Source organism: Halorubrum tebenquichense DSM 14210 (assembly GCF_000337415.1).
Lineage (GTDB): Archaea > Halobacteriota > Halobacteria > Halobacteriales > Haloferacaceae > Halorubrum > Halorubrum tebenquichense.
Window position 1 is genome coordinate 1 of the sequence record NZ_AOJD01000035.1, and the last position, 17,766, is coordinate 17,766.

The 17,766-nt window shown below is 69.9% G+C and carries 16 protein-coding genes; 6 read left to right on the forward strand and 10 right to left on the reverse strand.

Translation table 11 applies throughout. The features are described from left to right. Positions 1 to 262 precede the first annotated feature (262 nt). Positions 263 to 1,915, forward strand: coding sequence for a long-chain fatty acid--CoA ligase (locus tag C472_RS06225; protein ID WP_006628958.1), 1,653 nt, complete (start codon positions 263 to 265; stop codon positions 1,913 to 1,915). 47 nt (positions 1,916 to 1,962) lie between these two features. On the opposite strand, the gene C472_RS06230 is transcribed toward C472_RS06225, so the two are convergent. Beyond that, a complete protein-coding gene (locus C472_RS06230) occupies positions 1,963 to 2,403 on the reverse strand; it encodes a DUF5807 family protein (protein ID WP_006628959.1) in 441 nt (146 codons plus the stop codon). A 354-nt stretch (positions 2,404 to 2,757) separates the two neighbouring features. Between C472_RS06230 and C472_RS06235 the strand changes: the two genes are divergently transcribed. Beyond that, positions 2,758 to 5,286, forward strand: coding sequence for a DEAD/DEAH box helicase (locus C472_RS06235; protein WP_006628961.1), 2,529 nt, complete (start codon positions 2,758 to 2,760; stop codon positions 5,284 to 5,286). Positions 5,287 to 5,318: 32 nt separating this feature from the next. Here the strand turns inward: C472_RS06235 and C472_RS06240 are convergent, their stop codons facing one another. Both C472_RS06240 and C472_RS06245 read right to left on the reverse strand, forming a co-directional pair. Further along, a complete protein-coding gene (locus C472_RS06240) occupies positions 5,319 to 6,407 on the reverse strand; it encodes a molybdopterin-dependent oxidoreductase (RefSeq protein WP_006628962.1) in 1,089 nt (362 codons plus the stop codon). Between the two features lie 62 nt (positions 6,408 to 6,469). Further along, positions 6,470 to 7,297, reverse strand: a complete 828-nt coding sequence (locus C472_RS06245) for an MBL fold metallo-hydrolase (RefSeq protein WP_006628963.1) — start codon at positions 7,295 to 7,297, stop codon at positions 6,470 to 6,472. Positions 7,298 to 7,422: 125 nt separating this feature from the next. Here C472_RS06245 and C472_RS06250 point away from each other — a divergent pair, with 125 nt between their 5' ends. Next, a complete protein-coding gene (locus C472_RS06250; RefSeq protein ID WP_006628964.1) occupies positions 7,423 to 8,466 on the forward strand; it encodes a succinylglutamate desuccinylase/aspartoacylase family protein in 1,044 nt (347 codons plus the stop codon). A 39-nt stretch (positions 8,467 to 8,505) separates the two neighbouring features. Here the strand turns inward: C472_RS06250 and C472_RS06255 are convergent, their stop codons facing one another. The 5 genes from C472_RS06255 to C472_RS06275 all read right to left on the reverse strand — a co-directional run bounded on the left by C472_RS06255 (position 8,506) and on the right by C472_RS06275 (position 13,217). After that, positions 8,506 to 8,991, reverse strand: coding sequence for a Tfx family DNA-binding protein (locus tag C472_RS06255; protein ID WP_006628965.1), 486 nt, complete (start codon positions 8,989 to 8,991; stop codon positions 8,506 to 8,508). 455 nt (positions 8,992 to 9,446) lie between these two features. Beyond that, the gene (locus C472_RS06260) at positions 9,447 to 9,926 is read right to left on the reverse strand and encodes a TRAM domain-containing protein (RefSeq protein WP_006628966.1); all 480 of its coding nucleotides are present in this window, start codon (positions 9,924 to 9,926) and stop codon (positions 9,447 to 9,449) included. Positions 9,927 to 10,071: 145 nt separating this feature from the next. Next, on the reverse strand, positions 10,072 to 10,419 hold the full coding sequence (locus C472_RS06265) for a hypothetical protein (RefSeq protein ID WP_006628967.1): 348 nt from the start codon (positions 10,417 to 10,419) through the stop codon (positions 10,072 to 10,074). 88 nt (positions 10,420 to 10,507) lie between these two features. Beyond that, the gene (locus C472_RS06270) at positions 10,508 to 10,879 is read right to left on the reverse strand and encodes a hypothetical protein (RefSeq protein WP_006628968.1); all 372 of its coding nucleotides are present in this window, start codon (positions 10,877 to 10,879) and stop codon (positions 10,508 to 10,510) included. 442 nt (positions 10,880 to 11,321) lie between these two features. Continuing rightward, positions 11,322 to 13,217: an ATP-binding protein gene (locus C472_RS06275; protein WP_006628969.1), complete on the reverse strand. Its 1,896-nt coding sequence runs from the start codon at positions 13,215 to 13,217 to the stop codon at positions 11,322 to 11,324. Between the two features lie 135 nt (positions 13,218 to 13,352). Here C472_RS06275 and C472_RS06280 point away from each other — a divergent pair, with 135 nt between their 5' ends. Next, on the forward strand, positions 13,353 to 13,580 hold the full coding sequence (locus C472_RS06280; protein ID WP_006628970.1) for a hypothetical protein: 228 nt from the start codon (positions 13,353 to 13,355) through the stop codon (positions 13,578 to 13,580). A gap of 236 nt (positions 13,581 to 13,816) precedes the next feature. On the opposite strand, the gene C472_RS06285 is transcribed toward C472_RS06280, so the two are convergent. Together C472_RS06285 and C472_RS06290 are read right to left on the reverse strand one after the other, a co-directional pair. Beyond that, positions 13,817 to 14,158 carry a hypothetical protein gene (locus C472_RS06285; protein ID WP_006628971.1) on the reverse strand — a complete coding sequence of 114 codons (342 nt, stop codon included), beginning with the start codon at positions 14,156 to 14,158 and terminating at the stop codon, positions 13,817 to 13,819. Beyond that, positions 14,158 to 15,702 (reverse strand): acyl-CoA carboxylase subunit beta, encoded by a 1,545-nt coding sequence (locus tag C472_RS06290; RefSeq protein WP_006628972.1) that lies wholly within the window; start codon positions 15,700 to 15,702, stop codon positions 14,158 to 14,160. Before C472_RS06290 ends, C472_RS06285 begins: the two co-directional genes overlap by 1 nt. 369 nt (positions 15,703 to 16,071) lie before the next feature. Between C472_RS06290 and C472_RS06295 the strand changes: the two genes are divergently transcribed. Together C472_RS06295 and C472_RS06300 are read left to right on the forward strand one after the other, a co-directional pair. Then, on the forward strand, positions 16,072 to 16,710 hold the full coding sequence (locus C472_RS06295; RefSeq protein WP_006628973.1) for a 50S ribosomal protein L1: 639 nt from the start codon (positions 16,072 to 16,074) through the stop codon (positions 16,708 to 16,710). Beyond that, the gene (locus C472_RS06300) at positions 16,707 to 17,756 is read left to right on the forward strand and encodes a 50S ribosomal protein L10 (protein WP_006628974.1); all 1,050 of its coding nucleotides are present in this window, start codon (positions 16,707 to 16,709) and stop codon (positions 17,754 to 17,756) included. Before C472_RS06295 ends, C472_RS06300 begins: the two co-directional genes overlap by 4 nt. The last annotated feature ends 10 nt before the right edge of the window (positions 17,757 to 17,766 follow it).

Sequence of the window (17,766 nt, forward strand, 5' to 3'; positions counted from 1 at the left end):
GTAAGCACCGCAGCGAGCAACGCGAGCGAGGAGCACAGCGAGCGTCTGGCCGCCTCCCGGCTGGGGCTTCGGGGGCCGTGTTCCCAGCGACAACTACGACGGACGGTCGGTCGGATATTCGGCGGCATCAGCGTCGACGAGAGAGGTTCGAACCACGGGAAACCGGACCCGCCGCGTAAATCGCCGGAACCCGCCGCCCCGAGAGACCATCCCGATCAATCATGATAACGTTCATAGTTCCCGACCACATGGTGTGAGAAGTATGCCAGGCGGACACGCTCAGACCCTGCGACCGTTCATGTGGCGCGCGGAACGACTGTACCCGGACACCGAGATCGTCTCGCGCACCCACGAGGGGCGCACGCGGCACACGTACGCCGAGTACGCCGACCGGACCGCGCGGCTCGCGAACGCGTTGGACGCCCACGGGATCGAGCGCGGCGACCGGGTAGCGACGTTCTGTTGGAACAACACGCGGCACTTCGAGACGTACTTCGGCGTCCCGAACACGGGGGCGCAGCTCCACACGATCAACCCGCTGTTGCCCGACGAGCACATCCAGTACATCGTCGACGACGCCGACGACGAGATCATCTTCGTCGACCCCTCGCTGGCCGAGAAGATCGCGGGCGCGGCGGAGGGCGCGGAGGAGTTCGAAGGAGTCGACTTCGTCGCGATGGGATCGGAGGGGATCGACGCGCTCGACGCGCCCGCCTACGAGGAGTTCATCGCGGACCACTCGACCGAGTACGACTGGCCCGACCTCGACGGCGACCAGCCGGCCGGCCTCTGTTACACCTCCGGCACGACGGGGAAGCCGAAGGGCGTCGAGTACACCCAGTCGATGCTGTGGAGCCACACGATGGCCTCCCAGACGCCGCAGGGGATCCCGATGGAGGACTCCGACGTGGTCATGCCCGTCGTCCCCATGTTCCACGTCAACGCGTGGGGGATGCCGTTCACGGCGACCGCCGCGGGCGCGAAACACGTCTACCCCGGACCGTCGCCGGATCCGGCCGACCTCGCGTCGCTGATCGAGGAGGAGGGCGTCACCGTCTCCGCGGGCGTCCCGACGGTGTGGCTCGGGCTCCGCGAGTTCATCGAGGAGGGTAACGAGGTGGACCTCTCGACGCTCGACACCGTGATCATCGGCGGCGCGGCCGCGCCGAAGGCGCTGGTCGAGTGGTACGACGAGCGCGACGTCGAGGTGCTCCACGCGTGGGGCATGACGGAGCTGTCGCCGATCGGCACCGTCTCGCATCTCAAGCACGACCTGCGCGACGCCGACTACGAGACGCAGGTGAACAAGCGCTCGAAGCAGGGGCTCGTCGCGCCCGGCTTGGAGTTCGAGGTCATCGACGAGGACGGCGAGGAGATCGCGTGGGACGGAGAGGAGTTCGGCGAGCTCCGGATCCGCGGTCCGTGGGTCACGAAGGAGTACTTCAAGCGTCCCGAGGCCAACGAGGAGGAGTTCGTCGACGGCTGGCTGAAGACCGGCGACGTGGTCACCGTCGACGAGGACGGCTACATGCAGCTCGTCGACCGGACGAAAGACGTGATCAAGTCGGGCGGAGAGTGGATCTCCAGCGTCGAACTCGAGAACGCGATCATGGCGTACGACGGCGTCAGCGAGGCGGCCGTGGTCGGCGTGCCCCACGAGCGGTGGCAGGAGCGCCCCGTGGCGTTCGTCGTCGTTGCCGAGGGCGTCGACCGCGAGGAGCTCGTCGACCGGATCGAGTCCGGCCTCCGCGAGGAGTATCCCAAGTGGTGGCTGCCGGACGCGGTGGAGTTCATCGACGAGGTGCCGAAGACCGCCACCGGGAAGTTCTCGAAGAAGGACCTCCGCGAGCAGTACGGCGACCAGTCGCTCGTCGAGGGCGCGGTCCCCGAGGACGACGCGCCCGACTCCGAGTGACGGCGGTGTAGCCCGGGTTCCGCGGGCTCGGTCGTCGCAGCCGCTTTTCAGGCGTCGCGCTCGCCGATTACCCACTTGTGCGAGTAGCTCTCGCCGCAGGTACAGTGGGCGTACGCGTGGACCACGTCGCCCTCGGCGTAGAGCCCGCCGACCTCCTCGTTTTGCGCCTCCGCGAACGCGAAGACGAATCGGATCTCGTGGTCGTCGTCGGGATTCTCCGCGGCGAACGGACACGTCCCGTCGTCGAGCGAGCGCGCGATCTCCCCGTCCGCTCCCATCGCCGTCTTCGCGAACTCCATCGCGCCCATGCCCGTGCCGGCCTGGAACGCGGACCGGCCGGTCTCGCCGTCGAGGATCAGCCGGACGCCGCCGCCGACCTCGGTGCCGACGCTCCGGAGCCGGGAGTCGTCGTCGAGGTACGCGTCGCTCACGTAGAAGACCACGTCGTCGAGCCGCTCGCCCGCGAGGAACTCGTCGAGGTTGCTCATGCCGGGCGGAGGCGCGTGAGCGGTAAAAGGCGTGCGAGTCGCGGCCGAGAGCGCGGGCCGCGGCGGGGCGAGAGGGGGTCGCGGCGGGGCGAGAGGGGGTCGCGGCGGGGTGAGAGGAGGTCGTTCCGCGCCGACCGATGCTAAATCGTGTAGAATAGGGGTAAGCGTTAATACGTCTCACGGAGATCCGTCGCGTGATGAGCGCGCAGACACGATCCGGCGACCGGCTCGCGGAGTGGGCGCAGCTGGTCGACGAGGACGTTCCGGAGGAGCTCCGAGAGGAGCGCTCGACCGACGGTTAACTTCCACCCCGCTTCGCGAAGGCTTTAGGCCGAAGGCGGCGAAGCACCGCCGATGGCGACCGAAGCCGCCGGGATCGACCGACACCTGCTCGTCGACGGGTTCTTACAGCGACGCCGGTACCAGCTCCAGCTGGCGGACGCCGCCGCCGACGAACACACGCTCGTCTGTCTCCCGACCGGCCTCGGCAAGACGACGGTCAGCCTGCTCGTCACCGCGGAACGGCTCCACGAGGCGGGCGGGAAAGCGCTGTTTTTAGCCCCCACGAAGCCGCTCGTTCAGCAGCACGCGGACTTCTACCGCGAGGCGCTCTCGATCCCCGACGAGGAGATCGTCGTGTTCACCGGCGACGTGAAGCCCGACGACCGCGCCGCGCTGTGGGACGACGCCCGGATCGTGATCGCGACGCCGCAGGTGGTCGAGAACGACCTCGTCGGCAACCGGATCTCGCTGCGGGACGTGACCCACCTCACCTTCGACGAGTGTCACCGCGCGACCGGCGACTACGCGTACGTCTACATCGCGGAGCGCTACCACGCCGACGCGGCCGACCCGCTCGTCACCGGGATGTCGGCCTCGCCCGGCGGCGACACCGAGGAGATCGAGACGGTCTGTGAGAACCTCGGGCTCGTCAACGTCGAGGTGATGACCGAGGAGGACGCCGACGTCGACGAGTACACCCACGACACCGACGTCCAGTGGGAGCAGGTCACCCTCCCGGACGAGGTCTTAGCGATCCGCGACGCGCTCAACGAGGTGATCACCGACCGGCTGGAGAAGCTCAAGTCGCTCGGCGTGACGAACACGACGAACCCCGACCTGTCACAGAAGGACCTCAACAAGATGCGGGGGAAGCTCAAGAAGATGATGGACAACGACCAGTCGGACGGGTACAAGGGGATGAGCACCCACGCCGAGGTGATGAAGCTCCGGCGCGCGACCGAACTGGTCGAGACGCAGTCGGTCGAATCCGTCCGGCGCTACTTCGAGCGCCAGCGCGAGGCCGCCAGGTCGTCGGGCGCGTCGAAGGCGAGCCAGCGGATGGTCGCGGACCCCAAGGTGCGCGAGGCGATGCGGAAGGCGGAGTCGTTCGACGGCCTCCACCCGAAGTTCTCGAAGGCCCGGATCCTCTTGGCCGAGACCCTCGGGATCGACGGGGGCGAGCGCGCCATCCTGTTCACGGAGTCGCGCGACACCGCCGAGGCGCTCGTGGAGTTCCTCTCCGCGAGCTTCGACGTGCGGAAGTTCGTCGGGCAGGGCGACAAGGACGGCTCCGACGGGATGAGCCAGAAACAGCAGCAGGAGACGCTCGACGAGTTCAAGGCCGGCGAGTTCGAGGTGCTCGTCTCTACGAGCGTCGCCGAGGAGGGGCTGGACGTGCCCGAGGTCGATCTGGTCTGCTTCTACGAACCGGTGCCGACCGCGATCCGCTCGATCCAGCGCAAGGGCCGGACCGGCCGGCAGGCCGAGGGGAAGGTGGTCGTCCTGATGGCCGAGGACACCCGCGACGAGGCGTTCTTCTGGATCTCGCGCCGCCGCGAGAAGGAGATGGCGAGCCAGCTCGCCGAGCTGAAGGAGGCGACCGACGACATCGAGGAGACCGTCGGCGACGACGGGCAGGCCGGCCTCGGCGCGTTCTCCGGGGGGTCCGACGGCGAGAGCGACGACGCCGGATCGGACGGTGACGAGGGGGTAGACGACACGGCCGAGGAGTCCGGAGGCGACGCGGACGACAACGCCGGACTCACCGACTTCGCGGCCGAAGCCCGGGACGGGTCGGATGGCGGCGACGAGGACGCCGAAGAGGACGAGACGACCGACGACGAAGCCGAAGAGAACGAGACGACCGACGACGAAGCCGAAGAGAACGAGACGACCGACGACGAAGCCGACGCGGACGACGACGGCGTCGTCGCGACCGCCGGCGTCGACGGCGGAGTCGAGGTCGTCGTCGACCAGCGCGAACTCGACTCCTCGATCGCGAAGGACCTCTCGACGCGCGACGGGCTCGTCACGCGGCTGGAGACGCTCGCGGTCGGCGACTACGTCCTCTCCGACCGGGTCGCCGTCGAGCGGAAGTCCGCGGCCGACTTCGTCGACTCCATGCTCGATTCCGACCGCTCGATGTTCGAGCAGGTGGGCGAGCTCTCGCGGGCGTACGCCCGCCCCGTGATGATCGTCGAGGGGACGAACCTCTACGGCCAGCGCGACATCGACCCTAACGCGATCCGCGGCGCGCTCGCGTCGCTCGCGGTCGACTTCGACGTGAGCGTCCTCCGGACCGAAGGCGAGGAGGACACCACCGAACTGCTCGCGACGGTCGCGAAACGGGAGCAGGAGACGCGCGACCGGGAGGTGAGCGTCCACGGCGAGAAGACGACGAAGACCCGCGCCGAACAGCAGGAGTACGTCGTCTCCTCCATCGCCGACATCGGCCCGGTCACCGCCCGAACGCTCCTCGAACACTTCGGCACGGTCGAGGCCGTGATGACCGCGCCCGAGGACGACCTGCTCGAAGTCGACGGCGTCGGCCCGGTGACCGCGGAGCGCATCCGCGAGGTCGTCGGGAGCGAGTACGAGTAGCGCTCTCCGCTCGCGCTCGGACCGTCAGCGGGTCAGTCGAAGCCGCTCACCAGCGTCACGACCCACTGGCCGAAGTCGTACTCCGACCGGACCTCCACGCGCGTCACCCACTTCACCCACTGGAAGCCGCGCCGGTCGGGAGCGACGAGGCGAGCGGGCGCGCCGTGGCCGTGAGTCAGTTGCTCGCCGCCGACGCGCGTCGCGATCAGGGCGTCCTCGGCCTCGTCGATCGGGAGGCTCCAGCGGTAGCCGGTGACGGAGGTGAACCGGACGTAGGCGGCGTCTTCACCCAGTTCGCCGGCCGCGTCGAGCAGGTCGCCGACGCGGATCCCACCCCACTCCTGGACCGTGTACCAGCCGCTCGTACAGTCGAGCAGCGCCTCCGCCTCGTGGCCGGCCTCGAGGTCGTCGACGGTCAGTTCGGCGGGGTCGGAGACGAGCCCCGCGACCGTCAGCCGGTAGTCGTCGCGGTCGATCGGGCCGGGGTCGTCGGCGACCCACGAGGTGATCGGGAAGGCGGCGTTGCCCGCGCCCTCGCGGGGTTGTGATCCGGTAAATCGCCGGTCGGCCCCCGCGGTGTTGAGCGCGTCGTTGATCCCCTGCTGGACCCGGTAGGTCGCGCCGCCGGCCGCGAGCAGCGCGAAGTAGCTGAGCGCGGTCCGCCGCCGCTCGAAGTCGACGCGGCGGGGGAGCCGGAACCGGGTCGACGCGTGCGCGGCCACGAGCGGGACCAGCGCGAGCCCGAACCCGACGTGGACGGAGAGCAGCGTCCAGTACGAGAGTCGCACGTCGAGGCCGAACACCCACGCGACGCCGGTTCCGATCGCGCCGACCGCGGCGACGAGCGTGAGGACGGACAGCGCGGTCGAGCGCCGCCAGAGGTCGGGATCGGTGAGCCGGCGGCGGACCCGCGCGAGCTTCCACCCGAGCAGCGCGACGATCCCGACCCCGAGCGAGCGGTGGAACCAGAACAGCGGCCACCCCTCGGGGACGCCGACGGTGAACGAGACCAGCCCCGTGACCGCCTCGGCGACGACGAACGCGAACAGCGACCAGTCGACCGCGCGCGGCGGGGGGTCCAATCGGTCGAGCACGGCGCGGAGTCGGTCCGTCGCGGCCATCTACGCGTGATAGGTGCCACCGAGACAAAAGAGTACAGTCGAGCGGGACCGCTTCCGGCGGACTACAGCTCGTAGGTCTCGCCGTCGACCGCGAGCGGTTCCTCGAACGCCTCGTCGGCGGGGTAGAAGTGCGCGAGGTGGACGAGCCGGGTTCGCTCGGCGTCGAGGTCGTCGGCGAGCGCGAGCGCGCCTTCCCGGGTCATGTGCTTCGTGCCGAAGGTGCGCGGGACGCCGTCGGGACCCTCGTGCCGCCCGCCGATCGGGTGGTGCTCGCAGAGGGAGGCGGGGACGATGGCGTCCGCGAGGAGGAGGTCCGGGTGGGCGAGCGCCTCGCGCGAGCGGTCGGGGACGTCGTAGCTGGTGTCGCCGGTGAGCGAGAGCTTCGCGCCCGTCTCCGGGTCCTCGATCACGACGCCGTAACAGACGAGCGGCGGGTGGTCCACGGGGACGAACCGGACCTCGAACCCGCAGGTCTCGAACGGCTCGAACGGGTCGCGGGCGTGGACGCCGATCCGGTCTTCGAGGTAGTCGTACTTGTCGCGGATCGTCTCGGCGACGCTCCGATCGGTCGCCGGGTCGGTCTCCGACGGGGCGTGGACCGGAAGCCCGTCGACGAGGCGGTAGACGTTGCCGAGCCCGTCCAGGTGGTCGAAGTGGATGTGCGTCACGAGCCCGGCGTCCGGGAGGGGGACGTCGGCCGCGAGGAACTGCTGTCTGAAGTCGGGGCTGAAGTCGACGAGCAGCGACTCGCCGGTGCGCTCGTTGGCGACGTGGACGGAGAAGCGCGACCGCGACACCCCGCGCTCGCGGGCCGCCTCGCAGGTGTCGCAGTCGCAGCCGACCGTCGGGGTCCCGGTCGTGTCGCCCGTCCCGAGCAGGGTGACGCGCATGGGACGTGATGGACGGGCCACGGCCTTAGCGTCCGCGGTCGCGGCGGCCGCGGCGGCGGAACCGCCGCGCGCTCTGCCGGACCGTATCCCGGACGTATAACCCGGAGCCGGACCGACCGGGACGCATGCACACCAGTCGCAGCCTCACCCTCGCGCGGCTCCCCTCGGGCGTGCCGGTCCGGACGACCGTCCACGCGTACGGCGAGGGCGAACTCGTCGACGGCGACGGCGGCCCCGAACTCGACGCGCCGGCGGACTCGCCGGTCGTCTACGCGCAGGCGGCACAGCACGGCCGCGAGGTGAACGGGGCCGCGGTCCTCCGGCGGCTCCACGACCGCCTCGTCGGGTCGGACTCCGAGACCGGCGACGGAGACGGACCGTCGGCCGCCGACCTCGACGGGACGCTCGTGACGGTCCCCGTCGCCGACCCGCTCACCTTCGACCGCGTGTCGTACACGACGCCGGAGTCGCTCGACTCGCGGCAGCCGAACATGAACCGCTGCTGGCCGGGCGACGCGGCGGGGTCGCTCCACGAGCGGATGGCGGCCCGGCTCTGGGCGTTCGCGAGCGAGGCCGACGCGGTCGTCGACCTCCACACCGGCTCGCCGGCGATGGCGACGCACGCGGTGTACATGCGCGGCGACGAGGACTGCCGCGGGCTGGCGGAGGCGTTCGGCACCGACCTGCTGCTCGCGGAGGCCGCGGGAGACGACGCCGACACCGAGTGGGACGAGCGCGGGTTCGCCGGGAAGTTCCGCGTCGCCGCCACCCGCGAGGGGATCCCCACGATCACGCCCGAACTCGCGCACAGCAAAGAGATCGTTCCGGAGGCCGTCGCGACCGGCGTGACGGGGATGCTCGGCGTGTTGCGACGCGAGGGACTGCTCGCCGGCGACCCCGACCCGTGGGACGGGACCGTCGCCCGAAACCACCTCGGACGGGTGATCGCCGACGACTCGGGGCTGTTCGTCCCCGAGCCCGACCTCGCCGTCGGCGACCGGGTAGAGGACGGAGAGCGCGTCGGTGAGGTGTTCGACCCGACGACGTTCGAGACGCTTCAGGTCGCGCGCGCCGACCGCGACGGGATCGCGTACTCGGTCGCCCGGGAGTCGACCGTCACCGCGGGCGCGACGCTGGTCGGCGTCGCCGAGCGGATCGACGGGGAGTGAGGAACGGATCGCGGTGAGCGCGCCGGTTCAATCCGGCGATTACGGTCTCCGGACGCGGATCTGTCCGTCGGCCGCGACCGTGACGAACAGCCGGCGGCGGACCTCGCGGCCGTGGACCGCGTCGCCCGCGCGGTCGCCAATCGCTCGCATCAGCTCCGGGGCGGTCTGGTTCACCTTCACGCCGGCCTCATCGCAGGCGTCGTAGACGCGCTTGGGGGCGTCGTAGAGGTCGGTCCCCTCCTCGATCTCGACGCGGACCGGCGCTGACAGCGCCTCCGCGAACGCGACCGTCTCGCGGGCGCGCTCGACGTTGTCGCGGGCGCTCGCCTCGACGCTGGAGACGTTCGCGCGCGAGGTGCCGAGCCGGTCCGCGATGTCCGACTGCCGGAGCCCGCGCTCGCGGAGCGCCAGCACCTCCGCCTGTCGGCGGGTGAGCACGCTCTCGTCGGCGTCGAACCCCGCCCGGTCGAGGACCGAGTCGGCGTCGACGTCCGCGGGGTCGGAGTACCCGTCGTCTGCCACCATGCGATCACCGACGGGCCGGGCGGTCAAAAAACGGCGGTTTCGCCGGGCGGCGGACGGACCGACCACCTCGATCCGGCGCGCGCCTCCGAACGCCCGTCAGGGCGTGAGGAGCACGCGCGAGGGAGTCGGTCGCCGAGCGAAGCGACGGCGACCGACGAGGCTGGGGGGGGCGTGAGGTGCGGTTGCTGTGCGGTCGCGGTCGGGTGGGACTCGAAGGGGCGGCCGCGAGGGCGAAGCCCGGCGAAGCAAGGACCGCAAGGAGCGAACGAAGTGAGCGACTGAGGACCACAGCGAGCCGCGCGAGTCCTCGCGGCTGGGGCTTCGGCGGTCGTGTCCGTAGAAGCAACTGCGTCGCGGCGAGTAGCTAAGACTTCAGCCGCGTTCGCGTCGAAAAATCGATCGCAATCGGCGGCGTCCGGACTGTCCGTGGGGCGGGGGTCACCCCGAGACGCCGGTCACTTGCCCCAGAAGTTCTCGCGGCTGCCGAGTCGCTCGCGGTCCGGGCGGTCGCGGCGGTGATTCTCGTCGTCGTCCGCATCGATTTCGCCGTCGTCCGCGCCGGCCGCCTCGTCGTCGCCGTCCTCCTCGTCTTCCGGGTCGTCCGGGAGCCGCTCGACCACGTCCTGTGCCGTCGCGTGGCTGGACTTCACCCGGTGGATCTCGACCTCGGCGCGCGCCGGGGGGAGGAGGCCGTCGACGAGGATGATGAAGCCGTCGTCGGTGCGGCCGACGCCGGCACCGCTCTCGTGGATGTCGTCGACCTCGACCGTGACGACCTCACCGGGCTGGACCGGCTGCTGTTTCAGCTCGTAGATCGGCATGTCGTAGTGGTTACACCACTCCGCGCCGCCTTTGTTGCCGTAGTGTTGACACCCCATCCCCTCGATCCGTTCGTCGAAACTGGGGCAGTCGTCGGCGAGTGGACAGTCCGCCATACCGTAGGGGAGACCGGCCGCCGTTGTAAACGTTTTCGACTCTCAGAGCGAAATTTCCGAAAACGGGCGATTCACGCGGCCGAGCGTCGGCTGCTGAGGACGGCCGGGAACGCGGGTTCGACGGCGGCTGTACGTCGGGCGGACCTCAGAGGAACTCCCGGACCTCGGAGTACCACATGTCGTGGTGGTCGACGGCGTCGATCGCCTCCGCGACGTCGACCGCGATGGCGTGCCAGCAGCGCTCGGAGGGGTCCTCGGGGTCGAGGTTGTACGTCGCGTCGGCGCAGTCGCACTCGCCGTCCTCGACCACGTACTCGTCCTCGTGGCCGACGACGACGGTGAAGTCGCGGTACTGTTTCACCCGCCCCTCGCCGACGGCCTCGACGGCGCGCTGCCCGCGGTCGCCGTGTTCGTCGACGATGCCCGCGGCGATCGGGCCGGTCAGCTCTCCGGCCTCCGTGATCGCGGCGCGCCAGTCGTCGACCGGCTCCATGTACCCTCCTTTTCGGGCGGTCGGTTAAATCCCGTCGGTCAGGAGAAACGGGATCGGCTCCTTCGGACGCGAACGCCGGACCCGGCGGTCACGGTCGCGGCAGCGCCCCGGACTCGTAGACCGGTTCCATGAGGAGCGCGACGGCGACCGCGAACGGGAACGAGTACGACTCGGACGCGTCGAAGGAGACGCCGATCAGTCGGCCGCTGAGCGCTCCGACAACCGCCATTAGGATGAGAAGTCCGAACGCCGTGAACCCGAACCGCCAGAGCCGTCCGACGTCCAGATCGGGACGCAGCCGGAGCAGTCCGAGCGCGACGGCGAGCGAAGCGACGAGTCCGGTTATTCCTTCGACGGTCGGCGAGACGGACGAGACGGTCCCGACGGTGAACCACGTGAGCTGTCCGACGGTGAGACAGAGCGCGATCCACGCCTCGACGACGCGACGCGGGGAGGGCATACCGATCGTTGATCGCCCTCGGTGAAGTTTTTTCCGGACAGAGTCTTTGTGATAACATATTTCATTTATAAATCGCCGATCGATACGAGGACGAACACCACCGAAGCCCCAGTCGCTCGGCCGTACGTGATCGGTTTCGCGGATAGTAGCTCCGTGACCGAGACCACCGAAGCCCCAGCCACGAGGACTCGCGCGACTCGCTGCGCTCCTCAGTCGCTCACTTCGTTCGCTCCTTGCGGTGCTTGCGTCGTCGTGCTTCGCCCTCGCGACTGCCCCTTCGAGTCCCGCCCCACTCCGCACAGCAACCGCACCTCACGCCTCCCCAGCCTCGTCGCTCACTTCGTTCGCGACTCCCTCGCGCGTGCTGTCTCGCGGCGCTTCGCGCCGCTCGCAGGCACGCGCCGACAGGGTGGAAAAGACGGGTTTCGCGGCGTGTGACGGGTTACTCCAGTACGATCAGCACGTCGCCCATATCGACGCTGTCGCCCTCGCCGACGTGGACGCTCGCGACGGTGCCGCCGCGCTCGGCGACCACGTCGTTCTCCATCTTCATCGCTTCGAGGACGCAGACCACGTCGCCGGCCGCGACCTCGTCGCCCTCGCTCACGTCGACCGAGAGGATCGTCCCCTGCATCTCCGCGTCGATCGACTCGCCGCCCTCGGCGACGTCGACCCCGTCGTCGCCCCCGTCGTCGGACGTCGCCTGCGGGGGGCGCTGCTGGCCGCCCGCGCCACCGCCCCCGCTCTCCGGGACCGGGATGGCGGGCGCGCCGCGCTCCTCCAGTTCGACGTCGAAGCGCTTGCCGTTCACCTCGACGGTGAACTCGCGTTCGGTCACCTCCTCGTCGTCGTCGCCCGCGCTCGCCGTCTCGGAGCCCCACCGCTCCTGCGCGTCGGCGACGAGGTCGGCGTCTAACTCCTCGTCGAGGTACTTCGTCGTGTGCGTGCCGTCGACGAAGCGCTCGTCGTCGAGCATGAGCCGGTGGAACGGGACGATGGTGACGACGCCGTCGATGTCGTACTCTGTGAGCGCGCGCTTCGACCGCGCGAGACACTCCTCGCGGTCCGGGGCCCACACGATCAGCTTCGCGATCATCGAGTCGTAGTCGGTGACCAGCTCGTCGCCCTGCCGGAGCGCGTCGTCGACGCGCACGCCGATCCCGCCCGGCGGGTCGTACGTCTCCAGCGACCCCTCGTTTGCGGGCTGGAAGTCGTTCGCCGCGTTCTCGGCGTTGATCCGGAACTCGATCGCGTGGCCCTCCAGCTCGACGTCGTCCTGCGAGACGGACATCCCCTCGCCGCTGGCGACCCGGAGCTGCTCTTTGACGATGTCGATCCCCGTCAGCGCCTCGGTGACGGTGTGTTCGACCTGAATGCGGGTGTTGACTTCGAGGAAGTAGAAGTTCGTCTCCGGGCCGAGCGGCTCGGACGGGTCGCGGTCGGGGTCCTCCTCGACGAGGAACTCGACCGTCCCGGCGTTGGTGTAGTCGGCGGCGGCGACGCCCCGGCGGGCGGCCTCGCCGATCTGCTCGCGCAGTTCGTCGGAGAGCGCGGGTGAGGGCCCCTCCTCGATCACCTTCTGGTGGCGGCGCTGGAGCGAGCAGTCGCGCTCGCCGAGGTGGACCACGTCGCTCTCGGCGACCGAGGCGTCGCCGGCGTCCTCGCCGCCCGACCCCGCGGCGGGGTCGTCTGCGACGATCTGGACCTCCACGTGGCGGGGGGTCTTGAGGTAGCGTTCGAGGTACACCGAGTCGTTCGAGAAGTACGCCTCGCCCTCGCGTTTCGCCGATTCGAGCGCCTCCTCGGCCTCGTCGGCGCTCTCGACGACCTTCATCCCGCGACCGCCGCCGCCGCCCTCGGCCTTGATGGCGACGGGGTAGCCGTACTCGTCGCCGAACTCGGTCACCGCCTCCACGTCGGTGACCGGCTCCGTCGTCCCGGGGACGATCGGGACGCCCGCGTCGTCCATCACGCGGCGCGCGTGGGTCTTCTCGCCGAGGCGCTCCATCGCGTCGCTCTCGGGGCCGATCCACGTGATCCCGTCGGCCGCTTCGACGCGGGCCGCGAAGTCGGCGTTCTCCGCGAGGAAGCCGTAGCCGGGGTGGATCGCGTCGGCGTCGGCCGCGCGCGCCGCCTCGACGACCGCCTCGCCGTCGAGGTAGGAGTCGGCCGCGCGCGCCGGCCCGACGTTGTACGCCTCGTCCGCGTACCGGACGTGGCCGCCGTGTTTGTCGGCGTCGCTGTAGACGGCGACGGTGTCGACGCCGAGCTCCGCACAGGCGCGCATCACTCGGACCGCGATCTCGCCGCGGTTCGCCACGAGAACCTTATCGAACATTCCTGTCGGTTCTTCCACGAACTGCTACCAAACTCTGTCGGTCCGCGACGGGGCGCGGCGGGGCGCGGCGGGGCCGACGCCGACCGGCGGAACGTGTCGAGACGGTTAAGGGGGCCCCGGGCGACACGACGAGGTATGCTCGACGCGGGAAACCCGTACGTGCTGCCGTCGACGCTGGCCGGGGCCGCCGTCTACCTCGGCCTCACGGTCGTCACCGACGCGTCGCTGCCGATTCGGATCGGCGCGCTCCTCGCGTTCGTCGTCGTCGTGCCGACCGCCCTCAACCGACTCCTCGGCGGGCGCGAACCGTCGGAAGGCCTCGGCGGGGACGACGAGCCGACCGGCGACGAGGGAGCGCGCTGAGCGCGCGACCGAGAGACGCGTTACCACAGGTATATATGTCAGCGGACGAACCTGCGAACGCGCCCTGAGCCAGGGCCGAGTCGACGGCGCGACGGTTCGACGCCGCGTCGTCGGGGGAATGTGCGCGGCCGGACGCCTCCGCGTCCGGGAGTTCCGTTCGACGTGTCCGGGTCCCGATACCGGCCGGTCCGGCGGTCGGTAGGGTCTCGGGACGGGGCGTTCGGCGCGACGGACGCTCAGAACCGGTCGCTCCGCCCGGCCGCGGTCCACGGGTCCGTCGGCGCGTCCGCGGGCACGCGCACCCGGCGTCGGTGGAGCCGGTCGATCCGGCCGGCGAGCCCCCACCGGTCCTCCTCGCGGCCGTCGTCCGGGTCCCCCGCGGCGGCCGCGGCGGCGAGTTCGCCGTCGCGCAGGTGGGCGGCGACCGCCGCGGCGATGGCGGCCGCCTCCTCGTCGCCCGCGTCGTCGGGGATCGACAGGCCGGCGAGCGCGGCCGCCGCGGGGTCCACCCCCTCGCCGACGGCCGCCTCCGCGTCGCCTGCCGGCCCCCCGTCGGCCGGGTCGTCGTCGACCGCCATCAGATCGGGATGTTTCCGTGCTTCTTGGCGGGCTGGTCCGTGCTCTTCCCCTTCAGCATCTTCAGGTCTTGGATGAGGCGCGCGCGGGTCTCGGTCGGCTCGATGACGTCGTCGACGAAGCCGCGGTCGGCGGCGGTGTAGGGGTTCGCGAACTCCTCGCGGTACTCGTCGATCAGCTCCTGCCTGCGCGCGTCCGGATCGTCCGCCTCGGCGAGCTCCTCCCGGTAGAGGACGTTGACGGCCCCCTTGGGTCCCATCACGGCGATCTCGGCGGTCGGCCACGCGTAGTTCACGTCGCCGCCGATGTGCTTCGACGACATCACGCAGTAGGCCCCGCCGTACGCCTTCCGGGTGATGACGGTGAGAAGCGGGACGGTCGCCTCCGAGAAGGCGTACAGCAGCTTCGCGCCGTGACGGATGATTCCGTTGTGCTCCTGGTCGGTGCCGGGCATGAAGCCGGGCACGTCCTCGAAGGTGACGATGGGGATGTTGAACGCGTCACAGAAGCGGACGAACCGCGCGCCCTTCTGGCTCGACTCGATGTCGAGGGTGCCGGCGTTCACCCGGGGGTTGTTCGCGACGACCCCGACGGAGTGGCCGTCGAGGCGGGCGAAGCCGACGACGATGTTCTTCGCGAAGTTCTCCTGCACCTCGAAGAAGGAGCCCTCGTCGGCGACGCTGCCGATCACGTCCTTCATGTCGTACGGCTTGCGGGGCGCGTCGGGGACGATTTCGGCCAGTTCGTCGTCGGCGCGCTCGGGGTCGTCCCACGGCTCGACGCGCGGCGGGTCCTCGACGTTGTTCGCGGGGAGATACGAGAGCAGGCGAGCGATGTTGTCTAACGCCTCCTCCTCGCTCTCCTCGGCGAAGTGCGCGACGCCGGAGGTCGACGTGTGGGTGACCGCGCCGCCCAGCTCCTCGAAGCTCACCTCCTCGCCGGTGACCGTCTCGATCACGTCCGGCCCGGTGATGAACATGTGCGAGGTGTCCTTCACCATGAACGTGAAGTCCGTGATGGCGGGCGAGTACACCGCGCCGCCCGCGCACGGCCCCATGATCGCCGAGATCTGCGGGATGACGCCCGACGCCTCCGTGTTGCGTCGGAATATCTCCGCGAAGCCGCCGAGCGAGGCGACGCCCTCCTGAATCCGCGCGCCGGCGGAGTCGTTGAGGCCGACGACGGGCGCGCCCACGTCCATCGCCTTGTCCATCACCTTACACACCTTCTCGGCGAACACCTCGCCGAGCGACCCGCCGAAGACGGTGAAGTCGTGCGCGAACACGAACGTCTTCCGCCCGTTCACCTCGCCGTAGCCGGTCACCACGCCGTCGCCCGGGATCTGTTTCTCCTCCATCCCGAAGGTGTGGTTGCGGTGGGTGCGGAACCGGTCGAACTCGTGGAAGGTGCCGTCGTCGAGGAAGTAGTCGATCCGCTCGCGGGCGGTCATCTTCCCCTTGTCGTGTTGCGACTGGATCCGGTCTTCGCCCCCGCCCTTCGCCGCCCGCTCGCGGCGCTCGCGAAGGTCTTCGATGCGGTCGTCCATCGTCACGGCGGACCACCCTGCGTCATTACCTCGTGGGTCGGCGAGCGCCGTCAAAAGGGTTCCCCTATCCGACGTTTTCGGCTTCGACGGGCGTCGAATCGCCGCCGCGGCCGGGCGGTCGCGGTCGAGTTCGTCGCTGTCCGGCGGCTAGTCGCCGTCCTCCTCGTCGTCGTCCGGCGGCTAGTCGTCCTCCGGCGGCCGCCTTCCCTCGACCACCCACCCGCGACCGCCCGCACAGGCCCTGTCTTCGGTTCGCACGCGGACGGGCGGTTCGACGCTTTTAAACCTCCGATGAACCACTCTCCGATGAGACAGGCTTCGCCTGTTTCACTGACCCGTAGGAGCGACCTGCGTACTACGGAGGTGAAAATGGCAGACACAATACAAGAGGCCGTAACCCTCGCACTCGACGATGCGCCCGAGCGGAACTTCCGCGAGACCGTGGACATCGCGATCAACCTGCGAGACCTCGACCTCAACGATCCGTCGAACCGTATCGACGAGTCCGTCGTGCTGCCGGCTGGAACGGGGCAGGAGACACAGATCGTCGTCTTCGCGGAGGGCGAAACCGCCGTCCGCGCAGAGGAGGTCGCTGACGAAGTGCTCGACAGCGACGCCCTCGAAGACTTAGGAGACGACGACGACCGCGCAAAGGACCTGGCCGACGATACTGACTTCTTCGTCGCAGAGGCCAACCTGATGCAGGACATCGGTCGGTACCTCGGTACCGTCCTCGGTCCGCGCGGGAAGATGCCTACCCCACTACAGCCGGACGACGACGTCGTCGACACAGTCAACCGGATGAAGAACACGGTGCAGCTCCGGTCGCGCGACCGGCGCACGTTCCACACCCGCGTCGGTGCCGAAGACATGGGCGCTGACGCGATCTCGGACAACATCGACGTCATCATCCGGCGACTCGAAGCAGACCTCGAGAAGGGGCCGCTCAACATCGACGGGATCTACGTGAAGACCACGATGGGTCCCGCGAAGGAGGTGCCCGTATGAGCTCGGTCCGCAAGACCGAGACGATCCCCGAGTGGAAACGCGAGGAGGTCGACGAGCTCGTCGACTTCATCGACTCGTACAACTCGGTCGGGATCGTCGGCGTGGCCGGCATTCCGAGCCGCCAGCTCCAGGCCATGCGCCGGGAGCTTCACGGCTCGGCCGCCGTCCGCATGAGCCGCAACACGCTCACGAACCGAGCGCTGGAGGAGGTCGACGACGGCGTCGAGGCGCTGACGGAGTACGTCGGCGGTCAGGTGGCGCTCGTCGGCACCAACGACAACCCGTTCGGCCTCTTCAAGCAGCTCGAAGCCTCGAAGACCCCCGCCCCCATCAACGAGGGCGAGGTGGCCCCCAACGACATCGTGATCCCCGAGGGCGACACCGGCGTCGACCCGGGACCGTTCGTCGGCGAGCTCCAGACCGTGGGCGCGGCCGCCCGCATCCAGGACGGCTCGATCAAGGTCACCGAGGACTCGACCGTGCTGACGGAGGGCGAGGTCGTCGACGCCGACCTCGCGAACGTCCTCGTCGAGCTCGGCATCGAGCCGAAGGAGGTCGGGCTGGACCTGCGCGCCGTCTACTCCGAGGGCGTCCTGTTCGAGCCGGACGAGCTCGAAATCGACGTCGACGAGTACCGCGCGGACATCCAGTCCGCCGCGGCCGCCGCGCGCAACCTCTCGGTCAACGCCGCGTACCCGACGGCCGCCACCGCCGGCACCCTTCTCGCGAAGGCGTCCGGCGAGGCGAAGTCCGTCGGCCTGTTCGCGGAGATCGAGAGCCCGGACGTCGTGCCCGACCTGATCGGGAAGGCCGACGCCCAGCTGCGCGCGCTCGCGTCACAGATCGACGACGAGGAGGCGCTCCCCGAGGAGCTTCAGGGCGTCGAGGCCGCGCCGGCGACGGAGCCGGCGGCCGACGACGACGACGAGGAGGAACAGGCGGACGAAGAGACGGAAGACGCCGAGGAGGCCGACACCGCTGACGACGCCGACGACGAGGACGACGGCGGCGACGGCGGCGACGGACTCGGCGCGATGTTCGGATAACACGAGGTAC

Coding starts and splice junctions, on each gene's coding strand:
- C472_RS06250 (WP_006628964.1), top strand. CDS start 7,423: ATGCACACCAGTCGCAGCCTCACCCTCGCGCGGCTCCCCTCGGGCGTG.
- C472_RS06240 (WP_006628962.1), bottom strand. CDS start 6,407: ATGGCCGCGACGGACCGACTCCGCGCCGTGCTCGACCGATTGGACCCC.
- C472_RS06265 (WP_006628967.1), bottom strand. CDS start 10,419: ATGGAGCCGGTCGACGACTGGCGCGCCGCGATCACGGAGGCCGGAGAG.
- C472_RS06280 (WP_006628970.1), top strand. CDS start 13,353: ATGCTCGACGCGGGAAACCCGTACGTGCTGCCGTCGACGCTGGCCGGG.
- C472_RS06300 (WP_006628974.1), top strand. CDS start 16,707: ATGAGCTCGGTCCGCAAGACCGAGACGATCCCCGAGTGGAAACGCGAG.
- C472_RS06255 (WP_006628965.1), bottom strand. CDS start 8,991: ATGGTGGCAGACGACGGGTACTCCGACCCCGCGGACGTCGACGCCGAC.
- C472_RS06230 (WP_006628959.1), bottom strand. CDS start 2,403: ATGAGCAACCTCGACGAGTTCCTCGCGGGCGAGCGGCTCGACGACGTG.
- C472_RS06225 (WP_006628958.1), top strand. CDS start 263: ATGCCAGGCGGACACGCTCAGACCCTGCGACCGTTCATGTGGCGCGCG.
- C472_RS06245 (WP_006628963.1), bottom strand. CDS start 7,297: ATGCGCGTCACCCTGCTCGGGACGGGCGACACGACCGGGACCCCGACG.
- C472_RS06260 (WP_006628966.1), bottom strand. CDS start 9,926: ATGGCGGACTGTCCACTCGCCGACGACTGCCCCAGTTTCGACGAACGG.
- C472_RS06290 (WP_006628972.1), bottom strand. CDS start 15,702: ATGGACGACCGCATCGAAGACCTTCGCGAGCGCCGCGAGCGGGCGGCG.
- C472_RS06270 (WP_006628968.1), bottom strand. CDS start 10,879: ATGCCCTCCCCGCGTCGCGTCGTCGAGGCGTGGATCGCGCTCTGTCTC.
- C472_RS06295 (WP_006628973.1), top strand. CDS start 16,072: ATGGCAGACACAATACAAGAGGCCGTAACCCTCGCACTCGACGATGCG.
- C472_RS06275 (WP_006628969.1), bottom strand. CDS start 13,217: ATGTTCGATAAGGTTCTCGTGGCGAACCGCGGCGAGATCGCGGTCCGA.
- C472_RS06285 (WP_006628971.1), bottom strand. CDS start 14,158: ATGGCGGTCGACGACGACCCGGCCGACGGGGGGCCGGCAGGCGACGCG.
- C472_RS06235 (WP_006628961.1), top strand. CDS start 2,758: ATGGCGACCGAAGCCGCCGGGATCGACCGACACCTGCTCGTCGACGGG.